33 protein-coding genes are annotated in these 25,837 nt (G+C 60.7%); 19 read left to right on the top strand and 14 right to left on the bottom strand.

Annotated elements, in window-relative coordinates:
• Positions 1-45: 45 nt before the first annotated feature.
• Together A3AI_RS0128745 and A3AI_RS48020 are read right to left on the bottom strand one after the other, a co-directional pair.
• Positions 46-270 carry a hypothetical protein gene (locus A3AI_RS0128745; protein WP_024518898.1) on the bottom strand — a complete coding sequence of 75 codons (225 nt, stop codon included), beginning with the start codon at positions 268-270 and terminating at the stop codon, positions 46-48.
• Between the two features lie 482 nt (positions 271-752).
• The gene (locus tag A3AI_RS48020; protein ID WP_156927984.1) at positions 753-929 is read right to left on the bottom strand and encodes a hypothetical protein; all 177 of its coding nucleotides are present in this window, start codon (positions 927-929) and stop codon (positions 753-755) included.
• 169 nt (positions 930-1,098) lie between these two features.
• Here A3AI_RS48020 and A3AI_RS0128735 point away from each other — a divergent pair, with 169 nt between their 5' ends.
• Together A3AI_RS0128735 and A3AI_RS0128730 are read left to right on the top strand one after the other, a co-directional pair.
• The gene (locus tag A3AI_RS0128735) at positions 1,099-1,284 is read left to right on the top strand and encodes a hypothetical protein (RefSeq protein WP_024518897.1); all 186 of its coding nucleotides are present in this window, start codon (positions 1,099-1,101) and stop codon (positions 1,282-1,284) included.
• Between the two features lie 468 nt (positions 1,285-1,752).
• Positions 1,753-1,953 (top strand): hypothetical protein, encoded by a 201-nt coding sequence (locus A3AI_RS0128730; RefSeq protein WP_024518896.1) that lies wholly within the window; start codon positions 1,753-1,755, stop codon positions 1,951-1,953.
• 341 nt (positions 1,954-2,294) lie between these two features.
• Here the strand turns inward: A3AI_RS0128730 and A3AI_RS43570 are convergent, their stop codons facing one another.
• The 3 genes from A3AI_RS43570 to A3AI_RS0128710 all read right to left on the bottom strand — a co-directional run bounded on the left by A3AI_RS43570 (position 2,295) and on the right by A3AI_RS0128710 (position 4,198).
• On the bottom strand, positions 2,295-2,552 hold the full coding sequence (locus tag A3AI_RS43570; protein ID WP_245286964.1) for a hypothetical protein: 258 nt from the start codon (positions 2,550-2,552) through the stop codon (positions 2,295-2,297).
• A 448-nt stretch (positions 2,553-3,000) separates the two neighbouring features.
• Positions 3,001-3,180, bottom strand: coding sequence for a hypothetical protein (locus A3AI_RS43565; protein WP_036049863.1), 180 nt, complete (start codon positions 3,178-3,180; stop codon positions 3,001-3,003).
• Positions 3,181-3,910: 730 nt separating this feature from the next.
• Positions 3,911-4,198: a hypothetical protein gene (locus A3AI_RS0128710; protein WP_024518893.1), complete on the bottom strand. Its 288-nt coding sequence runs from the start codon at positions 4,196-4,198 to the stop codon at positions 3,911-3,913.
• Positions 4,199-5,873: 1,675 nt separating this feature from the next.
• Between A3AI_RS0128710 and A3AI_RS43560 the strand changes: the two genes are divergently transcribed.
• Complete coding sequence (locus A3AI_RS43560) at positions 5,874-6,095, top strand: hypothetical protein (protein WP_036049860.1); 222 nt, start codon at positions 5,874-5,876, stop codon at positions 6,093-6,095.
• Between the two features lie 222 nt (positions 6,096-6,317).
• Here the strand turns inward: A3AI_RS43560 and A3AI_RS0128695 are convergent, their stop codons facing one another.
• Positions 6,318-6,512 carry a hypothetical protein gene (locus A3AI_RS0128695; RefSeq protein WP_024518891.1) on the bottom strand — a complete coding sequence of 65 codons (195 nt, stop codon included), beginning with the start codon at positions 6,510-6,512 and terminating at the stop codon, positions 6,318-6,320.
• 1,324 nt (positions 6,513-7,836) lie between these two features.
• On the opposite strand from A3AI_RS0128695, the gene A3AI_RS0128690 reads away from it, so the two are divergent.
• The 4 genes from A3AI_RS0128690 to A3AI_RS50310 all read left to right on the top strand — a co-directional run bounded on the left by A3AI_RS0128690 (position 7,837) and on the right by A3AI_RS50310 (position 9,658).
• Positions 7,837-8,091 (top strand): hypothetical protein, encoded by a 255-nt coding sequence (locus A3AI_RS0128690; RefSeq protein WP_024518890.1) that lies wholly within the window; start codon positions 7,837-7,839, stop codon positions 8,089-8,091.
• Positions 8,092-8,495: 404 nt separating this feature from the next.
• Positions 8,496-8,627, top strand: coding sequence for a hypothetical protein (locus A3AI_RS50020; RefSeq protein ID WP_283807278.1), 132 nt, complete (start codon positions 8,496-8,498; stop codon positions 8,625-8,627).
• A 133-nt stretch (positions 8,628-8,760) separates the two neighbouring features.
• A complete protein-coding gene (locus A3AI_RS0128680) occupies positions 8,761-8,946 on the top strand; it encodes a hypothetical protein (protein ID WP_024518889.1) in 186 nt (61 codons plus the stop codon).
• A gap of 457 nt (positions 8,947-9,403) precedes the next feature.
• On the top strand, positions 9,404-9,658 hold the full coding sequence (locus A3AI_RS50310) for a superinfection immunity protein (RefSeq protein ID WP_051382521.1): 255 nt from the start codon (positions 9,404-9,406) through the stop codon (positions 9,656-9,658).
• Positions 9,659-9,744: 86 nt separating this feature from the next.
• Here the strand turns inward: A3AI_RS50310 and A3AI_RS0128670 are convergent, their stop codons facing one another.
• From A3AI_RS0128670 to A3AI_RS0128660, 3 genes are all read right to left on the bottom strand, one after another.
• The gene (locus tag A3AI_RS0128670; protein WP_245286969.1) at positions 9,745-10,968 is read right to left on the bottom strand and encodes an MFS transporter; all 1,224 of its coding nucleotides are present in this window, start codon (positions 10,966-10,968) and stop codon (positions 9,745-9,747) included.
• Positions 10,969-11,165: 197 nt separating this feature from the next.
• Positions 11,166-11,711, bottom strand: a complete 546-nt coding sequence (locus A3AI_RS0128665; RefSeq protein ID WP_024518886.1) for a cupin domain-containing protein — start codon at positions 11,709-11,711, stop codon at positions 11,166-11,168.
• 209 nt (positions 11,712-11,920) lie between these two features.
• The gene (locus A3AI_RS0128660; protein WP_024518885.1) at positions 11,921-12,850 is read right to left on the bottom strand and encodes a LysR family transcriptional regulator; all 930 of its coding nucleotides are present in this window, start codon (positions 12,848-12,850) and stop codon (positions 11,921-11,923) included.
• 249 nt (positions 12,851-13,099) lie between these two features.
• Between A3AI_RS0128660 and A3AI_RS0128655 the strand changes: the two genes are divergently transcribed.
• The 4 genes from A3AI_RS0128655 to A3AI_RS48010 all read left to right on the top strand — a co-directional run bounded on the left by A3AI_RS0128655 (position 13,100) and on the right by A3AI_RS48010 (position 15,688).
• Complete coding sequence (locus A3AI_RS0128655) at positions 13,100-13,885, top strand: winged helix-turn-helix domain-containing protein (RefSeq protein WP_024518884.1); 786 nt, start codon at positions 13,100-13,102, stop codon at positions 13,883-13,885.
• A 56-nt stretch (positions 13,886-13,941) separates the two neighbouring features.
• Complete coding sequence (locus tag A3AI_RS43550; protein WP_051382520.1) at positions 13,942-14,952, top strand: MBL fold metallo-hydrolase; 1,011 nt, start codon at positions 13,942-13,944, stop codon at positions 14,950-14,952.
• A 153-nt stretch (positions 14,953-15,105) separates the two neighbouring features.
• The gene (locus A3AI_RS48015; protein ID WP_156927983.1) at positions 15,106-15,255 is read left to right on the top strand and encodes a hypothetical protein; all 150 of its coding nucleotides are present in this window, start codon (positions 15,106-15,108) and stop codon (positions 15,253-15,255) included.
• A gap of 100 nt (positions 15,256-15,355) precedes the next feature.
• Positions 15,356-15,688, top strand: coding sequence for a hypothetical protein (locus A3AI_RS48010; protein ID WP_156927982.1), 333 nt, complete (start codon positions 15,356-15,358; stop codon positions 15,686-15,688).
• A gap of 105 nt (positions 15,689-15,793) precedes the next feature.
• Here A3AI_RS48010 and A3AI_RS0128635 read toward each other — a convergent pair whose 3' ends face one another.
• Positions 15,794-16,150, bottom strand: a complete 357-nt coding sequence (locus tag A3AI_RS0128635; RefSeq protein ID WP_024518881.1) for a hypothetical protein — start codon at positions 16,148-16,150, stop codon at positions 15,794-15,796.
• A gap of 240 nt (positions 16,151-16,390) precedes the next feature.
• Positions 16,391-16,534 (bottom strand): hypothetical protein, encoded by a 144-nt coding sequence (locus A3AI_RS48870; protein ID WP_198030235.1) that lies wholly within the window; start codon positions 16,532-16,534, stop codon positions 16,391-16,393.
• Between the two features lie 1,116 nt (positions 16,535-17,650).
• On the opposite strand from A3AI_RS48870, the gene A3AI_RS0128620 reads away from it, so the two are divergent.
• The 5 genes from A3AI_RS0128620 (at position 17,651) to A3AI_RS0128595 (ending at position 21,388) form a co-directional block, all read left to right on the top strand.
• Complete coding sequence (locus A3AI_RS0128620; RefSeq protein WP_024518880.1) at positions 17,651-17,980, top strand: DUF4118 domain-containing protein; 330 nt, start codon at positions 17,651-17,653, stop codon at positions 17,978-17,980.
• A 499-nt stretch (positions 17,981-18,479) separates the two neighbouring features.
• Positions 18,480-19,073: a formyltransferase family protein gene (locus tag A3AI_RS0128610; protein WP_024518879.1), complete on the top strand. Its 594-nt coding sequence runs from the start codon at positions 18,480-18,482 to the stop codon at positions 19,071-19,073.
• A 192-nt stretch (positions 19,074-19,265) separates the two neighbouring features.
• On the top strand, positions 19,266-19,616 hold the full coding sequence (locus A3AI_RS49430) for a hypothetical protein (RefSeq protein WP_084801041.1): 351 nt from the start codon (positions 19,266-19,268) through the stop codon (positions 19,614-19,616).
• A complete protein-coding gene (locus tag A3AI_RS0128600; RefSeq protein WP_024518877.1) occupies positions 19,561-20,112 on the top strand; it encodes a hypothetical protein in 552 nt (183 codons plus the stop codon). Before A3AI_RS49430 ends, A3AI_RS0128600 begins: the two co-directional genes overlap by 56 nt.
• A 175-nt stretch (positions 20,113-20,287) precedes the next feature.
• Entirely contained in the window at positions 20,288-21,388 is a 1,101-nt protein-coding gene (locus A3AI_RS0128595; RefSeq protein ID WP_024518876.1) for a branched-chain amino acid aminotransferase, read from the top strand.
• Positions 21,389-21,502: 114 nt separating this feature from the next.
• On the opposite strand, the gene A3AI_RS0128590 is transcribed toward A3AI_RS0128595, so the two are convergent.
• Both A3AI_RS0128590 and A3AI_RS0128585 read right to left on the bottom strand, forming a co-directional pair.
• Positions 21,503-21,703: a hypothetical protein gene (locus tag A3AI_RS0128590; protein ID WP_024518875.1), complete on the bottom strand. Its 201-nt coding sequence runs from the start codon at positions 21,701-21,703 to the stop codon at positions 21,503-21,505.
• Between the two features lie 9 nt (positions 21,704-21,712).
• Positions 21,713-22,111 (bottom strand): RidA family protein, encoded by a 399-nt coding sequence (locus A3AI_RS0128585; protein ID WP_024518874.1) that lies wholly within the window; start codon positions 22,109-22,111, stop codon positions 21,713-21,715.
• 276 nt (positions 22,112-22,387) lie between these two features.
• On the opposite strand from A3AI_RS0128585, the gene A3AI_RS0128580 reads away from it, so the two are divergent.
• Together A3AI_RS0128580 and A3AI_RS0128575 are read left to right on the top strand one after the other, a co-directional pair.
• Positions 22,388-23,287 carry a DMT family transporter gene (locus A3AI_RS0128580; protein ID WP_024518873.1) on the top strand — a complete coding sequence of 300 codons (900 nt, stop codon included), beginning with the start codon at positions 22,388-22,390 and terminating at the stop codon, positions 23,285-23,287.
• A gap of 170 nt (positions 23,288-23,457) precedes the next feature.
• On the top strand, positions 23,458-24,909 hold the full coding sequence (locus A3AI_RS0128575) for a caspase family protein (protein ID WP_024518872.1): 1,452 nt from the start codon (positions 23,458-23,460) through the stop codon (positions 24,907-24,909).
• A 127-nt stretch (positions 24,910-25,036) separates the two neighbouring features.
• Here A3AI_RS0128575 and A3AI_RS0128570 read toward each other — a convergent pair whose 3' ends face one another.
• Positions 25,037-25,276, bottom strand: coding sequence for a BrnA antitoxin family protein (locus A3AI_RS0128570; RefSeq protein WP_024518871.1), 240 nt, complete (start codon positions 25,274-25,276; stop codon positions 25,037-25,039).
• A gap of 304 nt (positions 25,277-25,580) precedes the next feature.
• On the opposite strand from A3AI_RS0128570, the gene A3AI_RS0128565 reads away from it, so the two are divergent.
• Positions 25,581-25,796 (top strand): hypothetical protein, encoded by a 216-nt coding sequence (locus tag A3AI_RS0128565; RefSeq protein WP_024518870.1) that lies wholly within the window; start codon positions 25,581-25,583, stop codon positions 25,794-25,796.
• The last annotated feature ends 41 nt before the right edge of the window (positions 25,797-25,837 follow it).

Raw genomic sequence — 25,837 nt, 5'->3', positions numbered from 1 at the left:
AGATGTCACGCCCGAAGGGCCGCCGGATGCACCACGGTGCGAGGCTTAGGCGACATCCATGAATGCGCGATCTGTCAGGTCGCTTAACGCCGGCGCAATCGACGGCGCCTCGCAATCCAGCGCTGCAAGCAGATTGAGCAGCTCCGCAATTCTCGGCGGAAAATCCTTTTCTGGTCGAAGAATGAATCCCAGGCGCGCGCCGATCTCGTCGCAGATCGCACGATAGTGCTCCGGTCCTAATTTGCCGTTGATCAGAACTAACCTAGCCATGACAAATACCCGCTGCTGAACACGCAGCTGGTTCTGACTGAGGCGGATACTGCATCTCCGCGCATCTCGAGCCGGCATACGCGCTGACTATAAGCACAATGATCCGAACGATCGCAAACATGATCGCCCTCCCGTTTTCTTTTCAGAATAGCGGCGAGTCATTGCGGGCTGATTAGGGAATCTGGTTTTCTGCGTCTTTAGAAGATTGGTGAGCAGATCGTTACAGCCCCACTCATGGCCGCTCGCTGAGCTCGGCACTCTCAATATTCGGGCTGCTCAAGCAGAGACGAGCTCTGCTCCCGGGGCGAAACCACACGCCCGATGGCACGGAGAGCCGTCAGCGCGGCATCGGTTTCGTCTTCTAAGGCAGCATCCCGCGCGTCTGACAGTCGCATCCGCGCAGCGATTTTGCTTGGCAGAAAGGGGCAGGTCCATGAGCTGTTGGCCGCACTTTGCCCAGCCGGCGACGAGGCGCTGACGCGCTACCGCAGCGAACCTCTCAGCTCCGTGGTGATGGGCTCGGCCGTGACTTGCCTGGCACTGGGTCCACCCGTCCGAACGAGGGCTATGCCGAGCCAAAGCGCCGAGCCCATGATCAACCCGCTCATGATGGCCGAGACATATCGATAGGAACCATTGCGCATAATCGTTTCACCCATGCGCCTCAGCCCACCCCACGGCAAATGACGTCGCTGATTCGTCCGGCAATTTAGTGGCGGTGCTGCGGCACCATTATTTCACGGCTTCAAGCACAGCCGGCGGCAATTCCGAGCGTTGATAGCTTTGCCGCCCATGCTATGTACGTGGCGCCCATCTTGAGGAGATCCAATGGCCAAAGCGAACAAGAAGCAACCGGGGCGCAAGCCCTACACCGCAGCTGACGTCAAATTGCTGAAGCAGCATTCGAAAGCCAGGACGCCGGTATCAAAGATTTCAAAGCAGATGAAGCGGTCTGCCGGATCTCTAAGACAGAAGGCGGTGAAACTGGGAATTGGCCTCGGCCATCAGCGTTAGATGCCGACGCCGCCGCGCCGTCACGGTCCCTGCTCCAATTAGATGAAGTACGCCGCACGCGGCTCAGGCCGCTTCTTCTAGCGCCGCTCTTCGCCATTTCGACGGGGCTGCGAGCGTCACAGCATCGGCATTTCGGCCCACGAGATGGATCGTCTGCCGCTTCAGTCGAGCAGATGATACGCTGAAGGAAGATCATCGCGCGATCAGCAGTTTTCATGTCGGTTGAACTGCCGGGTCTGTTACCTCGAACGACCCGAATACCGGCGACAGACTCGCGGCTAGGCCAATGTTTCACCTGTCTCGGGCGCGCCGGCTGGAAGCTGGCGAAGCGCGGTACGCGAACCAAACAGCCGCAAATTGCGTTCTGCTGATTGAACTAAAGCTTAATCAAATTCGGCTAGTTTCCTGCTGGGCATTCGGGGCGCGCGGGCCGGCTAACTAGGTTGGCCGCAAAACTGGGCGTGCAAAATGGCCTTTGACCCTGAAGAGCTGGTTACCCTGACCAATCATGGCATTATGAAAATGCGCTCCGCTGTAGCGAGAGCAATGATCTTGCCGCTTGATGAGCGCGAGAGCGCGACCATCGTCCGAGAGGGCAAACTGGCGCCTCTTAAATTCGACGGGATCAAAGATCTCGCAGCGGAGTGGGCACTCGTACCCTTTGAATGAGCTCAGCAGCCCAACCGGGCCCAGCCGCGACTCTTTTTCGGTGTCCGCATGATTGCGCGCACCTCGATGTACGACGCAGGAGCCAGCCTCTGAAGCTCGGCACTAATTGAGCTTCTTTGAAGTCTAAACTTCAAGAGATGCTTCGATGCATACCGAGCCGAACAGCTTCGATCCTGCGATTTGGGCGATCGCGGTGACGATTGGCGGGGCCCTCTTTTATCTCGTTCTACTCGGCTAGACCGCTTGGACGGGTCGCCTCAGCCGGCGGCGTCTATTCCCGCCGCTCTGCGTCCGGGTGCAGCCAAACATGGGGTGCGATCCCGTCGGTAAGCAGGGTGCAATTACTTGCGCCGGCGCCGCTTCGACGGAGCAGATAATTTGAGCTTGCTGAGGCGCTTCGCGTTCGATGCAACGCGCCGCCGATACAGACGAACAATGTCGTCGCTCGATGCGCCGCTCATTAGCTTCCCGCCAGCTTCGATGGCGGCAGCCATCTTTTCTGTGACCATGAGCGCAGCTTCGCGCTGGGCGCTTTTGCCGCCACGCATCAGCTTTGCAAGCCGCAACCCAATCACGCGGTTCGCGTCGACCGCCAACATCAAAGCATCGAACGTTCGCCGCCTCTTTCCGGATCGCTTCATGACGCTGCCCGCTTCGCGCTGCACCACTGGCCGGCGGAGACCCCGCCACTCAAGCGCTGAGGCATCCCAACCCATCCCATCACCGATTTGCTGGAAAATCCACTCCCCTCGCTGGGGAAGCCGCTCGCGCTTGCGATTAGGTTAGCCGCTCAAACGGCGACGGTCTCTATGAAGCGCGTGCTGGAGGCACTGGGAGTTTTGGCGATTGGTATCGTCGTCGTACCCCCATTTTCCCAAGCCATCGCTGAGCGAGATCGATCGGATCGCCACAAAGAAGACCCGCCATTCGCGACGGGCCCAGGCTAGGGAGGACCACAAGTTTAGCCGATTCGGAGGTCGCGCGATGTGACGCTATTCACACGTGTGAAGGGACTCGCCATACATAACGTGCGGTTGGCGGCCGGCCTCAACTGTTGTCTCGCGTGAGGCGCGTCACTCTCCGGTAGCCTTGCCAAAGTTCGATCGTCATATGGGCTTCGAGTAGCTCTCTGGCTCTGTCCGTTGCATCCTCATCGCCGATGCATTCGACCTGGTAGGTAGCGCTGGCAACCCCCAGTGCATCGACCGCGTACGCGATGTAGCGCATCCCCTCGCCCCCTGTGATGCCCAAAGGTGTCCACGTCGATATCGACAACAAGAGCTGGCGACTAAAGGCGGAAACGGCTGACGGCGCCCCTTCGAAGCCGGCGCGGGGCACTGCGGCGGCTACCAAGCGCCAACGGCAATCAAAACGATAAGGGTCAAAGCACAAATACAAGCGATGGTCGCAGGAACGGTACGCCAGTCGGGTGTCATCGTTGCCTCCCGAGCGGGTTATATTCCAAGCCTACTCCGGTCGGCTCGACAGACACTATGAAGTGCCTAACACATTGCAACTAAACTATATTTTCAATCTAAGGACGTTAAGCGCGTGCTTGTACGCTCCAAGCGCGAAAGCGGATTTGATCCCTGGCGCGGCGCCTTCTTCACAACCCACGTGATAAGGTTGAATCCGGCGGCGAAGTGACACCGCTTTGAGTCTTTGGCTACCGAACGGTCGCATTGGCCTCGGCTCTCGGCCCCGCTCAATTGAAATACCGCGGTCGAAGGATTTTGCCGCCCAACTTGAGTACAACAGAAAGCAAGTGAACCGGCGCGCCCGTGGCGCGTCGCTGCTATGAAGCACCTGGTTCAAGGTCATGTTTCGTCGGATGCAGAAATTCGCTGATCAAATTTGTAATGAATGCGACTGGTTAAAGGCGAAACTGCCGACGGGCGAATAAGTCCCCAGCCCCCGGGGAAATCCGCTTGCGCGCGTTGCGGCTGCGGAAGACGGCTCACATGCCAGAACCGCCACCACCGCCGCCGCCGCCAGCTTGTCTACTATTGTCGTACGTATAGTCTTTCGGTGCGCTGGGCGCGTAACCGAAAGCTCCCGGATAGCCCGTCTTCACGTCCCTGGCGTGCACCACACGCCACGGAGCGTAGCCGGAGACGATCGTAGGGTGCTTCTTCAAGACCTTATGGTGCCGGTCAGGTGTCTTGCTTGATACATTCTGGGCAAGCACGGCCGGGGCGGCGGCGATCAGCGCTGCGGCAGAAAGTGCGAGGATCGTTGACTTCATTTTTCATCCTCCCTCGTTTGAACAATAAACCCCGACGCCCGCCCCTGAACGAGCCACATCACGCGATGGTGAAGCTGAAGGCTTGTAGCGGTCCGCGATCATCATCAAAGCGATAGCGGCTGCCCTCACGGCCCGCGCGGCGGAGCCATCGGACATGGCGGACGTTCGACTGATCAAGCACGAGGCCGTGGGCCGTGCCGAACTGCAGCGGCTTCGAGGTCGCTTCGCCCCGATGGGTGGCGCGTCGACGTGCTTCTAGTGGAACGACCTGACAAGCCGCGGCTCAACCCGGACCTTGTCACCGCAAGGGAGCCTGGAGCAGGCCAAAGCTCGTGCTCGAGCGGAGCACGTCGATGAGAACCCGCGCAGCAGCGACGCGCCGATGCACGGCCGGATTGGCAGTCAGTAAGGCTAAGGCCTATGCCGCCAACGCAAAAAATCGGAAGCGGGGTACCGCGAGCCGATCAGGAGCCACCCAGGCCACCTCGCTAACCGTTTCCGACTCAGCAATCAGAAGGCAAGTCGGACAGTTGAACAGATGCAAATTAATTTCCGGTATGAACTTTACGAGCTCCGAGCGATACAACTGCATCTCGATGCCGCATCGCGGGCAGATTGGCAATTCAATGTCTTCCAGCGAGTGCTTAAGTCGGTCCATCACAATCCCTCCCCAGGTCAGTGATGAAAGCCCCGCGCCCCACAAGCCTACTAGTCGTAGGGTTCACGCTTCATGTGGTGCGCCGTTCAGGGCTTTTTGTAGGCGGCATTGCGGCCGGCTTTTGGACATTGGTGACGCGCTCCGCCAGCACTGCCAATTCCGGATACAATCCAAGAGGCCGCTACGCCCCAAGCGAGCAACGCGGCAAAGATATCGAAGAACATTGACATTCGGCTTCCCCATCCAACGTCGAGCCGACGAAATCAATCATCGCATGTCCGGCGCATTCCTATTAGAGCAGGCAGGTCACACCCCCTCTAAAAGGTGCGGGATCCCATTCAAAAACGAACACAAATGGTCTTCGTTTGTGATTTGCCCAAACGATCCGCCCGCGTCATCGCCATCGGGATTGGCTGAAGCTTCATGAGAGCGGCACGTTCTGTCTGCTTCACCAAGGCTTGGTGCGGCGCCGCTTGGCTATGGCCTGACATTTTTTTCACATTCTAACAGACCCGTGCACCGCTAGGGTGAGGCGCGGGTCGGAGTGACACTAGGCAGTGCTCCAGCCGCTAGCGTCAGCCATCCACCTGCCGCCCCCGCCGAAGCTGCTCACGCCCGGCGGGGGTTGTCCGGGCCAGATCCGGATTCTGGATTTGCATCGCCGAGGCCCATCTCACGGGCATGGTACGTTGCCTACGCTGCGACGACTGTCGCCGGGTCTGCGAGGCCCGTCCCGAACTCCCTGGGGCGAACGAATGCCTTCGCGCATGCCCGCGGACTGGAGCTCGAATGATGCCAGCCGCCAGATCTGCCATTGAACGGGAACCGGTTGGCTCACAGTCAACGCTCGCCGCTGGTTGATGGTCCAAATCCCTGCCAACGACGCATCTTCGCCGTTGGACGAGCAATTCTCGCCAACCGGCCGGCTTCATCGGCTGAATTTGCTTGCGCCCGTCCTTAGGGTTGCGGAATCGTGCGGCTGTAAAAAGAAGCACGGTATAAGCAGGGAGGCCGAGCATGACAGATGATCAAGTCAATCGAATTGTCGAGCACCTCTGTCAGCATTTGCACGTGGCCATTCGGTTGAACGGCGCCCAGGCCGACATTCATCCGCCAAATCTCAGGGATCTCGGATTCGATCCTGCGTCCGTAAAAACCGTCTTGTCGGCCGGCTTGCATTGGGCGGGCGTGACAATCGCCGACATGACAACTCTTGGCGACGAGCCGCCTTGGTCCTGACGGACCGCAGCGCCTGATTTTGATGGTTGCGTTGCCGTAGATTCCAGAACGCCTCCGATCCCCTTCGTCGAGGCAATTGCGCCTCGACGAGGAATTAGGATGAACGAACACGGCAAAGATTGCGAAGACTGCCTTGGAACCGCCTGTCAGCCGTGGATGCGGGCACTCGATCACCGCATCCAACGCTGCTGAGACCGAAGCTCCGCGCCCTGAGCTTTGCTCTCAACGGTCTTCCTCTTCATAGGCCTCGGCCAGTCCAAACAACATCTGGGCAAGCCCCCGCTTGCGTGCAACGGCTGCTGCCGACCGGTCTCGGTCCTGGTCATCCAGGCGCCCGAGGCCTGACTCGAGTTCAAGCGCGTCGGCCATGAACTGCGCGGCCTGACGTCGGTAGTCGTCGATCAGTTCTTGGAACATGAGCTCCCCCCGGATCAGTTGCTCCGATCGTTGATCGCCCCAGCGACGATATCAATTGCGTCGTCGCACTCATCCACCGGCGAAACCTCTCTTGTGTCGCATCGTGCTTGGGATGATGCTCTTAGTGATTCGCGGTTCGAGACAATTTTGATCAAGGATTTTTCCGATGAGCAACGATACTGTGGTCTTCGATGCAGTGCGCTTTAATATCAGGACCGGAAATGAAGTCTGGACGGGGAGGATAGGCACGCCTGAAGCAATCAGGCGCGACGGCCTTCTGATTGGCGGGGACCTTCGGTATTGCCCGCACGAATGGCTCGACAGCCGTGGCTATGTCGATCCGGAACTTGCGCAAAGGTACCCGTGTTCGAGTTCTCTCTGAATCGACCCCGCGCCCTACTCTTTGCCGACAGCTGGTGCAGTGGCACGGCCATTGCCAAGTTTGGTTTGTGGGAATTTCAGCGTCCCAGCTTGGAACAGAAGCCGCCGGGACCAGGACATTTCAAGCCCGGCGGCGTATTTTTTTGGACTATCAGTGCCTTAGTTTGTTCGCTGCGGTCGCGAAGTCGCCGCGATCCGTTCATCTATCTGAGTAGGTATTTGCACCTGCTTTGTTCGCGCTCCGTATCCTCCGCGTATATCTTTTGAGCCAGCCGCACCAAGATTCCAGCCGGAACCGAGACGTCTCTGAAACCCCAGAAAGTAAGGCCGCCTCAGTAGGCGACCTCGGCGACATGTCCCTCGGGACAGCGGGTGCTGACCCTATTTGGCGAGGGTGTCCGCGCTGTGAATTTCCCAGGTCCCAAGTTTTTGAACAGATCGCGCTTCTCCTGATCGAGTCTCCATCGCCGTCAAGAGCTTTGCTTAGGGCCCCGTCATTAAGAGACAGGTGCGCTCCCGCCTGTACTGGCTGGCCCCGCGATGGTGTGATCGGAATCCAACACTGTCGGGAATTCGACTCTGTCCTTATTCGGAACACAGTTGGGCCAAGCGCCAATCGCACGACTCCGGGAAATTGCTTGGCGATGGAGCGTCAAATCACCAAAAAGCCGGAGCTGTTATGAGTAGCATCCCCCTGGACCTTCAAAGACGGTGCGATCGGCGGTGGGCCGCTCGATTTTCCCAACCGGTGGGCCGGACCGCATCGCGAAAGCAGGGGCCGGAAAGAAAGAGCCTGCACATCACCGAGCCTGACAAGAGCAAAACAAAAACCCGCGCCGAGTTGAAGCGGGCTTGAAAACCTCTATCGACCGAGCAAGCGCAGGATCGAGGCTTCGTGCCCTGTAAGGCTCATGTCAGCTTCTTCTTATAGAGTGGCCCCGCCATGGAGGCAGGGACGGACAAGGCGATCGCGATGCGCGACCGCCATTTCAATTGTTCGGCCTGGGCCGCCGGTGTTTTCGAGGTCACCGCCGGCGGCCCATTGCTATCAGCGGATTCAAGCGGGGAGGTACCCGTGAAAGGACTTATTGCCGCGTTGGTGGCTGGAGCCATCCTTTACGTTGTTGATTCTCAATACAATGACGGCCGTTACACTCAGGTTTTACACCAGGCCGTGACCAGCCTTTTGCGCGGCTAGAGCGACAGGCCCGGGACCGAAGCCCCTGCCCTGGCACTGGGCATAAGCCCTGAGGCAGCTCTAGTCGTCCCAAATGCGCTCACCGCAGCGGCATTCGAACATGTGGGTCATCTCGCCAGTGAGTTTGTTCACTACTAATGCGCGAGCTCGCTAGAGAGGCAGAGTAACAGACAAACTTGCCTTTCGATCCCTGCTCCGCGCCCAGGTTCCGGATTTAACGTCCGGCTCCAGCATCAATCTTAACAAGCGAGTTTTATTGCGCTTTCATTTCCCGGCGATAGGTTGCCCCAACGCTTGGTGACAACATTTCCAGTTACTTTCGCAAGCGCTTAGAAGCCTCGCAGAATGCCCAACGAGCCGCCTCCTTTATCGAGTTTTTGGTACGCCAGGGCGCGAAGGGCTGGATGGTCTACGACCGACAGCGCAAGGCACCTGCAATCATCGGGACCCGTCCGATGGTCAATCTGACCAAAGAGCAGGCCGACGATATCATGCGGCGACTGACCGCCGAATCGAAAGGCAGGCATTCAACATAATGCCAGCGTCTTCATCAAGGACGGCGAGGATTTAAAAAGCTCGTTTGCCCACAAATCTCGCCAGCGCGACGCCGATCGCTTGAAGACCTGGTCGCACGTGCTATGTAGGCCGCCTTTATTCGAGGAGAACAAAGTGGCCAAGGCAAAAAAGAAGAAACCGGCGCGCAACCTCTACACTCCAGCTGATATCAAGCTGCTGAAGCAGCACTCGAAGGCAAGAACGCCCGTATCCAAGATCTCAAAGCAGATGAAACGGTCTATCGGGTCGCTGAGACAGAAGGCCTTGAAGCTTGGAATTGGTCTCGGCCATCAGCGCTAGATTTTGGGACCGGGCCGTTACCGACTCCGTGTCGACGCGATTCAGTGAAGCACGCCGCATGGCATGATGGGCCTTGCGCGCCGCGCCCAAAATCTTCTGACCTTTAACCCCAAGCGGCGTGAGAATCATGCTGTCTCCGCTTTGCAACAATCGGTTTGGTTCCTGCCTGGGAACGTCCGTTATCGAACATTCGAATCGGTCGAACTGCCGGTAACATTCAATGACCGGGGCTGGTCTGCTTTTAAGCTCGGATCGATTTTGAGCCCGGCGGCCGCTCGGCATATTGCGGGTTGCCGTTTCATAAATGAACGGAGCCGGTGGATGCTTCAGCGGCGAAACGGCGCTGTCCTGACTTCGCCTCCCAGTGTCTCGGTTCAGTTTTGACCCGTTAAAGGAGCCCCTTTTTGCGTTGCTAGTTTCTACCCTCTGCGCAAATGCATTTCGTTGAGGAGGACCAGTGATCGAGCTACTATTTTCCACGTTGCTTTTGCTTTATTTCATTCCGGCGTCGATTGCGTGCAAGCGAGCTCACCACAAGGCCGCTTCGATCATAATCCTCAACCTGGTCCTTGGTTGGACCTTGATCGGGTGGGTCGTTGCGCTTGTTTGGGCACTGACCGCCTCGCCAGTCGAGTTCTACCTGGCCCAAAATCGTAACCCGCTTCTCGTGGACGACCATCTCAGAAGGCGCCGTACCGAGCCTCGCCAATAACACCAAGCGCCACGTCGAAAAGAACAATCTCCCGACCTGATCTGCACTGCAATTGCCGGTTCGTCGTGCCAAGACACATCGCGCTTTCACCGCCGCCGCCCGACCTTTGCCGGCGCGGTTTCCGGCATCAACGCCATCGCGACAAACCCGACGGTCCCCGCAAGCAGCAGATACCAGGACGGCGCAAGCGGATCTCCCGAGACGTGAATGAGCCAGGTGACCACGAGCTGTGCGGTGCCGCCGAAGCTCGCGATCACGACGGCGTAGAGGGTGGCGAACACGCCGCCGCGAATCTCCTGCGGCAGGCCCTCGGTAATGGCCGCGTAGAACGCGGGGAACGGCAGCGAGCCGATCAGCGATAACCCGCCAAAGCCGAACAGGAGCGACAATGGGCCCGGCGCATGCACCATCCACAGGAAGGTCGGATAGGTCAGCAGCAAGGCGGCCAGCCGAGGCCAGATCATCACGGGCCTGCGGCCGAAGCGATCGGCGAGCCAGCCGCCCAGCAGCGTGCCGGCAATCGAGAGACCACTGCTCACGACCGACACAGTGAACGCCAGCGGCGCCGCGACATGCAGCGTGCTCTGGGCAAAGGTCGTCATGTAATGCGTCACATAGGTCCCAATCGCGCCGCTCGCCAGGATCATCACGGCCAGCACGATCAGACGCACATGCCGGCGCGCCAGCGCCAGGTGGCCCGCATGCTCCGCGTCCGCCGTTCTGCCGCCATCCTGTGGAACCGTTTCGGGCAAGGAAGAGCGCATCCAGAGTCCGATGGGCAGGCAGAGCACGCCGATCAGGAACGCGATGCGCCAGCCATAGGCTTCGAGTGCCCCGGGCGCCATCGTCTTGCTCAGGATGACGCCGACCAGCGCGCCGATGCCCGCGGCGATCCCCTGGCTGCTCGGCTGCCACGACACCACCAGAGCCCGCCGCTCGGGCGACGCGATTTCCATGAGATAGGCCGTGGTCGGCCCGACCTCGCCGCCCAGCGCGAATCCCTGCACCATGCGCGCGACGATCACGATGACCGGCGCGGCAAGGCCGATCCCGCTGTAGGATGGGGTCAGCGCGACGGTCAGGATCGCCAGCCCCATCAAGGCAAAACTCAAGAGCATAGCCGGACGCCGGCCGACGCGGTCGGAATAGGTCCCTAGCACGATCCCGCCAAGCGGCCGCGTGACAAAACCGGCGCCAAAGGTCGCCAGCGACAGCATCAGGCTGCCATAGGCGCTTTGCACGGGGAAAAAGGCGCGCCCGATGTCGATGGCAAAAAAGCTGTAGGTGAAGAAGTCGTAGAACTCGAGCATGTTGCCGATGGTGGCGGCAAAGGCGGCGCGTCCGACGCTGAATTCCCGGGCGTTATTCGACGGCAATCTTGGACCCGTGCTTCAACGAAACAGATTGTTCTCGGTCGGCGCCGTTCAACAACTGCAGACCTGCATTTTCGCTCGCGAGCGATCGGAGCGAGCGAGACCAATCTTGTCGATGCAGAGCCTCGGCAGCCCTACGAGGTCGGATATTCAGGCATTTCGGCGCGGATCTCATCCGGAGTCAGAAATCGTAGCCCATATTGCTCGAACAGCTTGATCGTCGCCGTGAGGTCTGAATTCGCATAAGTCGCAATATCGGTATCGTCGGGCACTTCCATCCGCCCGGCTGGCGCGTTCATCTTGTTGACCGCGTCCTGGAAGCCACCGGGTATAACAAACACCATGTTATGTACTTCCTCAGTTGTAGCCCGGACTGCATGTGGCTTGCGACGCGGAAGAAACATGCAGTCGCCCTCCGTCATGTGAAAGACCTTGCCGTCGACATACACATCCAATTTGCCCCCAAGCAGGTAAAAGAACTCATCTTCCCGCGAGTGGACGTGAGGCGGAGGCTCAGTGCCTCGCCGCATCTTGACAATCATGATGTCAAACGCGCCGTTATTGTCGGTGGCTCCCGCCATCTGGCTCAACAGAAGGCCCTTGTACCATGTCGAGTTGTCCAACGCTGGCGATCTCTTATAGGCCTGCAGCGCGATTTCGTCTTCTGCTCGGTTGCTCATCTCGGTCCAGCTCGTGTTGGTATGCGTGACAGCATCGCAAGAGATTGTTGCCGGGCCGTTTCAAGACCTGGACTTCTGGTTACAGTGGAAACCAGTCGCTCGTCCTGAACCCTGTCACGTTGCTTTCGCAATGTATTCGTCCGCTCGCCTGCAACCGTGGCGGCGACCGTTGTTTTGGCTAACCAGTATCGAGTTGGCTATCAGGCGTTTTAAACGGCCACGGACTGCCCGGCCAGAGAGTCCGATCCTGTGGTGGCGGCGGCGAAGATGTCGCGAACCCAGTCGACAAACACACGGATGCGCGACGAAAGATGCCGATTCTGGGCATAAACGACCGAGACCGGCATGGGAGGCGGTGCGAGATCCGGCAACACCAGGCGAAGCGCATCGTGCCGAAGCTGCTCCGTGATTCGATAGCGCGGCACCTGGATCAGTCCGAAGCCCGCGATGGCTGCAGCCGTATAAATCTCCGCTCCGGTGACCGACAGTGTGCCATCCAGCGGCACCAGCCGCAATTCTCCGGCTTGACGAAACACCAGCGGAAGCGGTTGCCCTGTCGATGGAGAGATGTAGCGCACCATGTGGTGCGCGGTCAGGTCCTTGAGCGACTTGGGCGCGCCGTGCCGTGCAAGATAGGCCGGGCTCGCGCAAGTCACCTGTTCAAGCGCCGCCACGGGGCGGCCGATCAGCGACGAATCCGTCAGCTCGCCTGCCCTCAAGGCGCAATCGATCCCCTCCGGTATCAGGTCGACCATGCGATCGCCCTCCCCGAGACGCAGCTCGATATCAGGATAACGCTGCACAAATTGCGGCAGCGCCGGCACGACGAAATGGCGGGCAAGCGTGCCTTGAAGATCCACGCGCAGCGGCCCGCTTGGCTTGGCTGCGCGGAACGTGCTCTCGATGTCCTCAAGCTCCGCGATAAGGCGGGAGCATCGCTCGAAATAGACCCTGCCGTCAGGTGACGGGCTGACGTGACGCGTCGTTCGTTCAAGCAGCCGGGTCCCAAGCAGCGCTTCGAGTTCTTGAATAATATGAGTGACGGTCGGTCGTGGGATCTGCAGGTCGCGCGACGCTTGAGCAAAGCTCCCGGCTTCCACAATCCGCATGAACACGCGCATAGCTTGGATACGATCCATCCCCGCGCTCCACAGGCCCCAGATTGTTATCGCTCATTAAATTATGATGTCAGCAAGCGAAGTCTACCTGAAATTTCTCTGACACCTAGTTGTGCATCGATCCCAACGTTCGCCGGCAGCCCGTGCAAATAGCCGGATCTGTCTTGCACCGCAAGCACAGCCATCCATCCAACGTGCGTTGCCTTGATGAGCCGGCCGCGACCGGCCTTGAAGCATTTTCCGATATTCAGTCAGAAAGGATATTTTGGCATGACGATAGACTACCGCGCCAGCAGTCATGACCAACAGCAACAGACAGGCAGCGCGCACCTCGGCACCACGAGTGCAGGTCGCATTCTCGTCATGGACGACGATCTGGAAATGCACGACGTCATTGCGCACTATCTCGAGGAGCACGGGTTTTCAGTTGTCTCCGCATCGAGTTCCCCAAGCGTCCCCCGCCTTCTGGCAATGAGCGAGCTATCCCTGATCCTTCTCAGCTTGCGATCGGCACAGCATCATCGGCTGGACGTCGTGAGAGAGATCAGGTCTCACTCCAACCTGCCAATCATCATCATGGATCATGCTCCAAACGGGACCGATGGTGTCGTTGCCCTCGAGCTCGGTGCAGACGACTACATTGCCGGGCCTGTTGCGTTACGAGAATTGCTCGCCCGGGTCAGGGCGAAATTGCGACGGCGACAGATGGCCAGGCCTGGACGAGGCCGCCAAACAGACCGTGGCGGTTACCGCTTCGGAGGCTGGCAGCTTCAGCGTGCCAAGCGCCAACTGATCGATCCAAGCGGGATGCCGGTACGTTTGACGAAAGGTCGATACGCGTTGCTGGTCGCATTTCTCGATGCGCCTCGACGACCTCTCACCCGCGCGTATCTGGTGCAAGCGACACACGTCCACGAGGACGTCATTGATCGAAGCATCGACGTTCAGGTGGTTCGGTTAAGACGGAAATTAGAGCCCAACGCCAGCTCGCCCCAGATGATCCTGACCGAGCGAGGTGTTGGATATCTTTTTGCTTGTGATGTAGAGCGATACTAGAAGTGCACTCGCTTCTGCCGCGCACCAAAAACAAAAAAGAGACATGAGGAGCCGCCATGCAGTCATCGATCCGCCGAACCGTCGGCATGCTGGCCCTCCTGACCTTGAGCTCCGCCGGCACCCAATCGCCGGCCGTCCCGGACACCATCGAAGGCCACCTCGCCGCGGGCAAGAGTGCCGCGGGCGGCCGCGACAACACACCCGACTTCTATGGCCTCGTGACGGCTCTCTGTGTTGCGCCGCAGCGCGGCGCGCCTCCTCTGGACGCCCCTGCCCCGCGCGAGGACCCGGATCGCAAGGCGACCTACATGCAGCCGAAGAAGGCGTTCGATGACCTCTACTGGATGGGAACCGAAAGCGTGTCCGCGTGGCTGCTGACGTCAAGCGACGGCTACATCCTCTACGATACGGCGAATGTCTATGATGCCGAGGACCTCCTGATCGGCGGTATGCAGAAGCTGGGCCTTGACCCGGCGAAGGTGAAATACGTCATCGTCTCCCATGGCCATCGCGGCGAGTCCGGTGGGGCCTACCTGTTCCAGTCGCGCTACGGCGCGCACATCGTGACAGGCGATTGGGACCTCATCGAAGGCTCGCTCCATGGCTATCCGACCGGCAAGCCGAAGCGGGACATCGTTGCCACCGACGGCATGACAATCACGCTCGGCAACCGCACGGTCACGCTCTACGCGACTCCGGGTCACACGCCCGGAACGATCTCCGGCATTTTCCAGGTGCATGATCGGGGCAAGCCGCTGACGGCAGTCTATTCCGGCGGCACGGAATTCAATTTCCCCAACGACGTCGCGCATTTCGACCAATATCTGGCGTCCGAGCGCCGGCTAGCTGCGCTGGCCTCCGCCGCGGGCGCGACCGTCATCATCAACAATCAGTCCGAATTCAACGGTGCCGCCGACAAGCTGCGGATGCTGGCCGACCGACGGCCCGGCGAACGCCATCCGCTCGACGTCGGCGCGCGGGCTGTCGCGCGCTATTTCAAGATCGAGGACGAATGCGCCCAGGCGCAGCGGCTGAAGATCATGGCGGAGCCGGCGCGGGGCGGCTGAGCGCGGTTCTTCACGTTGTACAGCGCCTATCGCTTGGTTCGCCGTGGCTCGAGCTGCAGTCAGCCGCAGCCTTCGTACTGTTCCACATGTTCGAATCACGAAAAACATGATTGATTCAACTTGGGGTAGGCCCAGCAATCCTGCGGAAGGCCGATGTCTCGAAAAGCAATCGACGTCAAGGAATTCGTGCTGGCGACCACGGCGGCTCTCGTTGTCGGAGTGCTGCTGTCCATTGGCGCTGTATATGGGCTCAACCGGATTTTCGATCTGTACGATCCACCGAGGACGCTGTCCGCCGGTTAGGTTGGCAGCATCTCGACGAGATGAAGACGCCGGGTTGACGGATGATGGCGGGCCGAACTCCGAAAGGTGCGGGCAACGATCAGGATTGGCAGCCGCGCGAATGCACGAGGCGGAGACGCGGCTGTGGACGCTGTTTGGTTGCCTCGAGCTGCCTCGCCGTGGCAACCACCGCCTCCAGGCCGTCGCGGTCGAGCGACCAAAATCCGATTTCCCGGCCTTCGCGCAGGAAGTGGACGCTGTGCGCGATCTCCTGAGCGCCGCCGCTACGGATCAATTGCAGGAACGATTGCGCCAAACGCGTGTGATCGACGGGAAGCTTTTGATCAAGGACGTCATCGCAGAACTGCGGCAACAGCTTCCCATGCCTGTCTCGAACTTCCAGCTTCAGCAACCCCATGCCGCATTTAACGGCACAAGTCTTTCCCGCCGGTAAATGACCCGAGGCCACCGCCGCGCCGACCTTCAGCGGTCGCGCGAGCGCGGCATTTCTCGCACGTAACTGCGTTGCAGTCCCACTGCGTGCATATGCGCCGCTTGATCAGCCCATGCCGCCGGGCAGGAAGCAGCGCACTTGCGGATGGCCATCGAGCCAGGTCGGCCAGACCATCGTTGGACCGGCGCGGTTGGGTTCGGTGATCAGGGCCTCATCGGGCACGTCGACCCATTCGCCGTCGATCTGCACGCGGTAGTGACCGTCATGCGAGGTCCAATCGACATCCGACAGCGCCCGGCCATCGGCGTCGGAGCAGCAGCGTCCCTTCTTGCTTGCGAGCTGCTCGAACCAGGCATGCAGCGGAGAGTTGGCATATCTGCCATCGGGGTCGCGGGCGTGCGCGTGCTGCGCAGCGACCACGAGGATGGCAAAGCCGACGGATAATCGGATCAAAGCGGACATGGCTCAAGCTTCCAGCGTTGTTGTCGGTAGCACCTCCTTGTTCGCGTCCTGCCCGTGCCAATTCTCAGCAAGAAGCGGGCCAAATACGTTACTCGCTCCGCGAGCCATGCCCGCACAGCGGCACAATCGCCCTCCTCTCACGCGGGCGTGTCGACACTTCGGGAAACAGAAGACCCTGGCGCCGGCTCTGCGCGATCGCGTTCCGCGGGCCGGCCGCGGCCTGCCTGATCACCCACCCTGCTACCGCTCTTCGCTCCGTTCCCGCCGCTCGGTTGCAGCGCGGTCGTCGGGCGGAAAAATGCTGTCATAAATCGCGCGGGCTTCGCGGATCAGGCGCGCGCGCTCAAGCTCGGCCTTCGAGACAAATCGGGTCACTTCACCCATGTGTGCTCCAAGCTGGAATAAGTGGATTGCTCAGGCAGTTAGATGCGAAGCGCATGCCAAACGACCCCGTAGTTACACGGGATTTTTGCGGTGCACACATGTCCGTTCCGCCAGAAGGGCGCGCCGGCGAGACGCGGCAGCTTGGGACCCGGTGGCGGCAAGGCCGCGACACGGACGACGAAACCATTTTTAGCGATTGACGAAATCGTCCTGAAACCGGGAGGCCGCTAAGAACCTTATCAAGAGAAGCAGGGACCAGCGTTGAGGACGAGTACAATGATCGAGGTCGCAACGGCACTGATCGGAATGTTCAGCGCGGGTATCTTCATCGCGCACGCCATCGAGGCCTACCAGACGCACTAGCTGCGTTGGCAAGCACTGCAACGGCCAGACATTCGGCAAGTGCAGCCCCAGTTCGGGAAACAGACCCCCAAGTTTCCCGAGGAATCCGACATTGCATGGCGGTTTTGCCATGTCGTCCAGGGGCGTTCGGCGCGCATGCTACGCGGCGTGAAACCCTAGCCATCAACGATACGGATGCCTTGAGACGTGTTGTGCGGGACCGCATCCGTCGGCCGCATTGGCCGCGGCAAAACTCAGGATGCTCCCCGAGAGCAGCACTGCCGCGAATAGCTTCTTCAATTGTCTCCCTGCGCTTTTTGTCTCCCTGCGATTTAAAGCCGCACCGAGCACTGTAGCGCGACGCACAACACGAGTGGGGCGGCTCGAGCCACAAAGAAAAATCCCCGCTGCGACGAGCGCAAGCGGGGAGCAAGTCAAGCGAGTCTCCGCAGCGTCACGCACCGGAGCCCAGAAACAAGCGTAATTCAGCGCGCGCGGCCGATCTGTCCACTAAGCAACCAAGCCGCGCATGGTCGCGCCTCAGGTCGCTTTCTCGAAACGTAGACGAGTTGCCTGCTTATTTCGCAATTGCTCAGCCGCACTGCAGCAGTTCCCTTCCCTGTTGCAGAACCTTTGCACCGGCGCTAACGCTATCGCGCGCGGCCGGTTGGGGCGGCTCGCTCAATAAAAAGAGCCGGGGGCGAAGCGTTGAGCAATGGAGTCCAGACCGTTCATCGAATCCTGAAATTCAGGCCGTGGTCGACTGCGGCATTCATGGTCGTACTGTCCGTGCTTGGCGCTGCGGTTGGCCTGCGCATGCTGCTGGATTGGTTGGGCGCCACCGTCTACTTCGCAACCTTCCTTCCGGCCGTGCTGTTGGCGAGCCTGCTCGCTGGCGTTCCCGCCGGTGCCTGCGCAGCCCTTCTCGCAGTTCCGATCGTCTGGTGGGGCTTCATGCCGCCGGAATTCGAGTTCGGCCCGTTGACACTGGCCGACTACAACAACTTCACCCTGTTTCTACTGGGCAGCACGCTCCTGATCTGGTTCGCCCAATTGTGCCGCGAGGCTCTCGTGACGGTGCGGCGCCTGGAATCCTCTGACTAGTACGCAAATCAGATGAAAGGAAACTGGCACCGCCTGATCATGGCCTTGCTGCTGGTCGCGGTGCTCGCACTCGTCTGGCACGTGCTGGGCCCACGATAGAGCTTTGCCCGCGCGGTTCCGATTCAGGCTCGTCACCGGAGGCATCTTGCCTTAAAGCAGAAGCCGTTTCGGAGACTGGTGCGCGGCCGAAGGGCCGCGTGCTGGAGTCAAACGGCAAATAGCCGAGCGCGCGTGCCCTGGGGTAGGTTCTTTGACAGGCGCGGCGCCCGGCTATCCGGCCGCGCGGCGGTGCGGCCTTTTTATATTGGCATCAGACACTTAAAGAACTGTCTTTGCCTGGTTTGAAAACCGGAACTCGCTACCTCCGCTTAAGCTGTTTGCAAAAAACTTGATCTCTCGTCGCAAAGCCGCTTGTTGATAACGACGGCTGCAACGACCACGGCCGCCGCAACGGCGTGCTATCGACCGGCAAGTTCTTCCCGTCCGTGAAAGGAACACCATGCGGATCACCCTCGTCGGCTCCCGCCATTTCGGCGTGAGCACCTTCAACATGTTCAGGGAGCACGGGGTCGAGATCGCACGCGTCGTAGTGCATGACGGCGAGGACCGCCTGGCCGCGGCCGCCCGCGCCGCCGGCGTCGAGGTCGTGGTGCAGGCCGATCCGAAGCGCGTGGTCGCTTCCGAGATCGCGCCCAACACCGGCCTGATCGTGGCCGCGCACAGCCACGCGCGCGTCACCAAGGAGGCCGTGGCCGCCGCAAAACTCGGTGGCATTGGCTATCATCCCTCGCTGCTGCCCCGCCATCGCGGCATCGCTGCAGTGGAATGGACCATCAAAGAAGGCGATCCGATTGCCGGCGGCACCGTCTATCACCTTGCCGAGCGCATGGATGCGGGCGCGATCGCAGCGCAAGAGTGGTGCTTTGTGAAGAAGGGCGAGACCGCGCGCGAATTGTGGGAGCGCGCATTGGCCCCGCTCGGCCAGAAACTGCTCGCCCGTGTCATCGACTACGCCAAGACCTACAACGAACTCCCTGCCAAGCCGCAGGACGAAGAGTTCGCGACCAAGGCACCGAGTGTCTCGCCGCACTGAGTCTGAAGCGCTGCGAGATGCCTGTCGAAACGGCGGCTTTTCCCCAGAATCCGCCCTCCGAAACCAGACTCGGGTGAGTATTAACCCATTGGATTTACGTTAATATTTCAAAATTATGGCAACGCAGCAAATTTTCGTCACATTTGACCCGAATAAGGCGGTCATCACACCACATTGAAGGAAATTTGAATTATGCGTCTCAATCGCAGGCTTGCGTATTTTTGTGCTTCCGTTCTCGCGGTCGGCGCGACCGCTCCGGCCTTTGCCCAGTCAGCATATGACGGCCTCTGGCATGTCACGATCGTGACCAAGAGCGGCAGCTGTGAGCCCTCCGCAAGCTCGACGCTTACCGTCACGGACGGTAAGATTTCCGCCGCCGGCCAGAACGTCTCCGGCAGCATCGGACGCGAGGGACTTGTGCGCGTTTCAATCAACGGTGCTTATGCGAACGGACAACTCAATGGCAACGCCGGATCGGGTAAGTGGAATGGGGCTTCAGCAGGGATACCGTGCAGCGGCCGCTGGGAAGCGTCGCGGCAATAATTTTGGCGAGAATTTTTTAACCACCTCGCGGCGGCTGCTCGTGGCGGCTGCCGTTTTGTTTGGCGCAGGGCTCTCCGCCCTTCCTGCGCAAGCGCAATCGGGCCCCTTCGCCGGCATGGCCGGTCGCTGGGCCGGCGGCGGCACCGTGACGCTCGACGACGGCTCGACCGAGCGCCTCCGCTGCCGCGCCACTTACGGCGTCGCGGGTCCTGAGTTGAGCCTGGTGCTGACCTGCGCTAGCGACGCCTACAAGTTCAATCTCGAAGGACGCGTCGTGGCCGAGGCCGGTGGCACGGTCAGCGGCACCTGGAGCGAGAGCAGCCGAAATATCAGCGGCACGCTGCAGGGCCGCGGCGGCAATGGCAGCTTCCAGGTGGTCGCCTCGACCGGTGGCTTCAACGCCAGCATCGCGCTCGCCACCCGTGGAGCCCATCAGTCGGTTTCGATGCGGGCCGACAGCCAATTCCGTGCCGCCAACATTGCGCTGTCGCGCTAGCGCGCTCAAGAGCAGGACGGACAAAGACAACGGGACGCGCATGCGCGCGGCCCGTTGTCTCAACTTGCCAATCTGCCAACCGGACATTCCCGGTGCACGCTTGACTTGAGCCGCACAGGGCGTATCGAAACCATTCCCCGCGCGAGACCCGCGCGCGCTTTGCAGGGATTTTTCGATGAATGCCCATTCCAAGACCGCCTTCACCTTCTCCCGCCGCCCAACGGACCGGCCGGTGGCGGCCGACGTCAGGGCGGACTTGTTGAAGGATCCGGGCTTCGGCAAGGTCTTCACGGACCACATGGTGACGATCCGCTGGACGAAGGACCGCGGCTGGCACAACGCTGAGGTGAGTGCCCGCGCGCCGATCCCACTCGATCCAGCCGCCGCCGTCCTGCACTATGGGCAGGAAATCTTCGAAGGCCTGAAGGCCTATAATCTCGGCGACGGCTCCATCGCGCTGTTCCGTCCAGAGCAGAACGCGCGCCGCTTCCAGGCATCGGCCGCTCGCATGAGCATGCCGGACCTGCCCGAAGCCGTGTTCCTGCAGGCCGTGGACGAACTGGTGAAGATCGATTCCGCTTGGATCCCGAAGGGCGACGGCAGCCTCTATCTGCGGCCCTTCATGTTCGCAACCGAAGCCTTCCTCGGCGTCCGGCCGTCCCACGAATATCTGTTCATCCTGATCGCAAGCTCCGTCGGCTCCTACTTCAAGGGCGGCGAGAAGCCTGTGACCGTGTGGCTCTCCGACCGCTACACCCGCGCCGCCGAGGGCGGCACGGGCGCGGTCAAATGCGGCGGCAATTATGCAGCGAGCCTGCTCGCGCAGGCCGAAGCCATGGAGAACGGCTGCGACCAGGTCGTGTTCCTCGACGCGGCCGAGCATCGCTGGGTCGAAGAGCTCGGCGGCATGAACGTCTTCCTGGTGATGAACGACGGCTCGCTGGTGACGCCGCCGCTCTCCGGCACGATCCTGCCGGGCATCACCCGCGACGCCATCATCACACTGGCGCGCAAGGAGGGCCGCACCGTCCGCGAGGAGCGCTATGCGATGGACCAGTGGCGCGCGGATGCCGCGAGCGGCAGGCTAAAGGAGGCGTTCGCCTGCGGCACGGCCGCCGTCGTCGCCCCGATCGGCAAGATCAAGAGCAGCAAAGGCGACATCGTGATCGCCGACGGCTCAACCGGGCCGGTCACGACCGCGATCAAGGCGAAGCTGGTCGGCATCCAGCGCGGCGATATCGCCGACGAGTTCGACTGGGTCCGCCGGATCGGATAGTCCGGCCAACCCGACAAAGCATGATCCGGAAAAGTGTGTAGCGGTTTTCCGAAAAGATCATGCTCAATCAAAAGCGCGATGACGATTCAACCAAATCTCATCGCGCTTTAGACCTTAAACCACTTTCGGCTTAGCCAGTTGCTCGGCCGTCTGCTTCATGGTCTTCGCGATCAGAAGCGCCTGATCCTTGGTTAGTGCAAAGTCCTGCACGCCCTTGGCCGTGGTGAGCGACAGGATCAGGACATGCGGCTCCTGCTCAGGCCAGCCGGTTGCGAACGCCGTGACGAAATCGGCTGAAGTCTTGCGCTTGTTCATTGCGGCCCCTCAAGCCCCCGGCACGAACGCCGTCACTTCGATCTCGACCTTGGCGCGTTCATCCACGAGCCCGTCGATATAGAGCAAGGTCGAGGGCGGAAAATTGCGACCCAGCGTCTCCTTCCAGGCCGCGCCAATGCCAGGGCCGGCAGCTTGATATTCGCTGCGGCTCGTGAGGTACCAGGTCAGGCGCACAATGTGCTCAGGCCCGGCGCCCGCTTCACCCAGGAGCTTGACGATGCGCTTGAGTGCGGTCGCGACCTGCGCTGCCATGTCGGGCGCGTAATCGCCCTTCTCGTCGCCGCCGGTCTGCCCGGCCAGCATGACCCAGCGGCCGGGGCCGGAAAACTCGAGGCCGTGCGAAAAGCCCCGGGGCTTGGACCATTCGGCCGGTTGCAGAATGCGCATGATGATTTTTCTCCCTTGAGACGTCGTTCCGGGGGATGCGAAGCCAGCGAACCCGGAACCTCGAGATTCTTAAGATGTGCAATAGCACATCAGAGTTCTCGCTTCGCGTGCGCCGGAACGACATGAAGCAGCTACCACCGATCCCACCGTTCATCCCACAACGAAATTCGCCCGCACGCATATGAGGGTGGCCATATCAGCGGGTTGCAAACGCGGCCGCGCGCGCCGATACCGGCGTGCCCTCCCTCGCCCCTGCCCGCATCACCCCACAGGACCATGACCGGCACCACCTCCAAATCGATGGCTGCACTATGGATGGCGGGCTGGCTATCGTTGAACCTGGTGATGGCGGTCGCCGGGCGCGAGGCGCTGCGCGAAATCAACGTGTTCGAACTGATGACGGTGCGCTCGCTGATTGGCTTTCTCTTGCTGTCGCCGCTGATCTACCGCGCCGGTGGCCTTGCCGCGCTGCGGACATCGCGGCTTCGCGATCACGCCGCGCGCAACCTCATCCACTATGTCTCGCAGCTCGGCTGGTTCTTTGCGTTGACCCTGATCCCGATCGGCCAGGTCGTGGCCATCGAGTTCACCATGCCGATCTGGACCGCGATCCTGGCGGCAAGCTTTCTGGGCGAACGCATCACCCCCTCGAAGAGCGCGGCGATCCTGCTTGGGCTCGTCGGCGTCATCATCATCGTGCGCCCCGCCACCGGGCAGATCGACCCGGGACAGTTGATTGCGCTGGGAGCGGCGATCGGCTTCGGCATCTCCATCGTGCTCGTCAAATCGCTGACCCGCACCGAGAGCCCGCTTACCGTGATTTTCTGGATGCTGGTGGTGCAATCAACCGCAAGCCTGCTGCCCGCACTCTACCTCTGGACCTGGCCGTCTGCGCATGGCTGGGGCTGGATGATCGTGATCGGCGTTTGCGGCACCTTCTCACACTACTGTCTTGCGAATGCGATGCGCTATGCCGACGCAACCGTCGTGGTGCCGATGGATTTCCTGCGGGTTCCGCTGACAGCCACCGCCGGCTGGCTGCTCTATGCCGAGCGGCTGGATATCTTCACCGGCCTTGGTGCCGCTCTGATCCTCGGTGGTAATCTCTTGAACCTGCGGGCGCCGCAGCAAGCTTTGATCAAGCCTGCCCCCGAAACGCCGCCGGCCAAATTGTGATCTAGATCACGCAATGATCGGAACCTTGCTCGGTATTCTACGCGAGCGAAGGAGGCGCGATTGCAGGCGGGCACAACTCAATTTTTTGTCGCATGAAACATGGCATTTTCGTGTAACTTGTCTTCAATCGTTGTTTTCCAATTTATTTCGATTCTGCGGGGGATTTTGCGATGCGTTACCCGGCAATCATCCTCTCCCTGATCCTGATGGTGTTTTCCGCCGACGCCGCGCTTGCCGACAAGCGCATAGCCTTCGTGGTCGGCAACGGCGCCTACAGGAACGTGGCGCAACTGCCCAACCCGCCGATCGACGCCAAGGCAATGGCCGCGACATTGCGCAATGTCGGCTTCGAGGTGATAGAGGGCACCAATCTCACCCGCGACACCATGACGGCGAAGCTGCTCGACTTCGGCAAGAAGGCGCAAGGCGCCGACGTCGCCGTTTTCTACTACGCCGGCCACGGCATCGCGATCTCAGGCACCAACTACCTGCTGCCGATCGATGCCGACATCAAATCGGAGATGGACGTCAAGCTTGGCGCCGCAATTAACGTCGACGTGACGCTCGACCAGACCATGGGCGACGCCAAGGTCAAGCTCGTTTTCCTCGACGCCTGCCGCGACAACCCGTTTGCCGCCAAGATCAAGGCCAACACCACCCGCAGCGTGGCGGTGGGCCAGGGCCTCGCCGAAATGAAGTCCGGCGAGGGCACGCTGATCGCCTTTGCCACCGGTCCGGGCCAGACCGCGCTCGACGGCCAGGAAGGCACCAACAGCCCGTTCACCCGCGCGCTGATCGCCCACATCACCGAGCCGGGCGTCGAGATCCAGCAGGCGATGACGGAAGTTCGCGCCCAGGTCAGCGATGAGACCAGCAAGGGTCAGTTGCCCTGGGGCCACACCAACCTGACTGGCTCGGTCTATCTCAACCCGGCCGCGCCGCCGCCGGCGACGGCCGCTGCGCCCGCCTCCGGACCGGCCCCGGCGCTCGCCTCCACCACGCCCGGCACCGATGTCGAGCTCGAGTTCTGGCGCTCGGTCAAGGACTCCAACAAGCCGGAAGAACTCAACGCCTATCTCTCCAGCTATCCGAACGGCCAGTTCCGCTCGCTGGCGCTGGCGCGGATCGCGGCGCTCGATACTGGCAACGGCGCGACCGCAGCCGCGGCCAAAGAAAAGGACATGACGCGCAACCTGACGGCCGTCGATCCCGCGACCTTCACCGAAGACTCCAGCCAGGTCACCGAAGACCAGATCGGGCTCGACCGCGGCCAGCGCCGCGACGTGCAGCGGCGGCTCAACGGCCTCGGTTTCGATACCAAGGTCACCGGCAAGTTCGACGACGAGACCCGCTCGGTGATCAAGCGTTGGCAGGCGGCCCGCGGCTATCCCGTGAGCGGCTATCTCAACAAGCTTCAGCACAAGGCGCTGTTGTCGGAGATCGTGGCGACCACCCAGACCTCGTCCGGCGATGACGGGTCCGACAGCGGCCGCCACGCGCGCCGCAACAGCGGCGGCGGTGGTGGTGGCGGAGGCGGCGGCTATCGGCGTAGCGGCGGCGACCCCGGTGCTTTCATGGGCGGCATGATCGGCGGTATGATGGGCGGCATGTTCCGCCACTAGAGCAATTCCGGTTCTGATTGAATCAGAACCGAAGCTCTAGATTCTTGTTTTGACGCGTTTTCTTCACGCGAACCGGTCCCCACTTCGCTCGAAAACACTCTAATAGCTGCGCAATCGCCCCAAGATGCTATTTCCCCGTCGCCTTGCGCAGCGCGTCATTGATGCGGTCCTGCCAGCCAGGTCCGCTCGACCGGAAATGATCCAGCACGTCCTGGTCGATGCGTAACGTCACCTGCTCCTTCACGCCGGGAATGGCGTTTCTCTTTGGCGGCGCTTCCGCCACCTTCGTCGTCACCTTCTTGAACGCCGCCTCCGCTTCGCTGCGCGCGTCGTTCAGCGTCCTTGGCCGTCTCGGCTGATCGGGCATGGCTCAATTCCTTCACACAGGGCAGTTGAGAGATAGCGCGCCGCAGACGACAGCACGATGGGCAGGATGGTTTTGCCCACAGCCTCGCGTGTTGCTCGATATCGGCGCGGTCTCAACATTGATCGTTCCGGCGCCAGGTCGTGACAACGCGCGCCCGCAGAACATGAGGATGCAAATCAATTATGCGCTGCATTGCAAAAACTTAACGCGGCTAAATAACGCAAAACCTACGCATTTGTGTTGCTACACTGTCAATGAATGTGGTGTATAGGACTTACCACACTAGGAACGCAGAGGGGTCACGATGCCAGCTTTTGCTGAAATCCTGTCGACCGTGATGCCGCACCCCGATCCCCGGGGAAGTGATTTGCCGACCTGTCCTGTGTGTGCAGACTCCATGGTTGCTGCCGAAGCGTCCGCCTATCTGTCGGAACACCTCATCAGCTATCTCTGGACCTGCGACACCTGCGGATACGGTTTCGTAACCAAGCACGCGGCCAAGCGGATCCTGTGCAATTAGGTGTCGGGCGGGGCGCTCGTCCGCGCCCCCCGCGACCATTG

Origin of the sequence: Bradyrhizobium sp. Tv2a-2 (assembly GCF_000472425.1) — a bacterium.
Lineage (GTDB): Bacteria > Pseudomonadota > Alphaproteobacteria > Rhizobiales > Xanthobacteraceae > Bradyrhizobium.
Note: the sequence above shows the minus strand (reverse complement) of the source record. Positions and strands in the feature narration are given on the sequence as shown.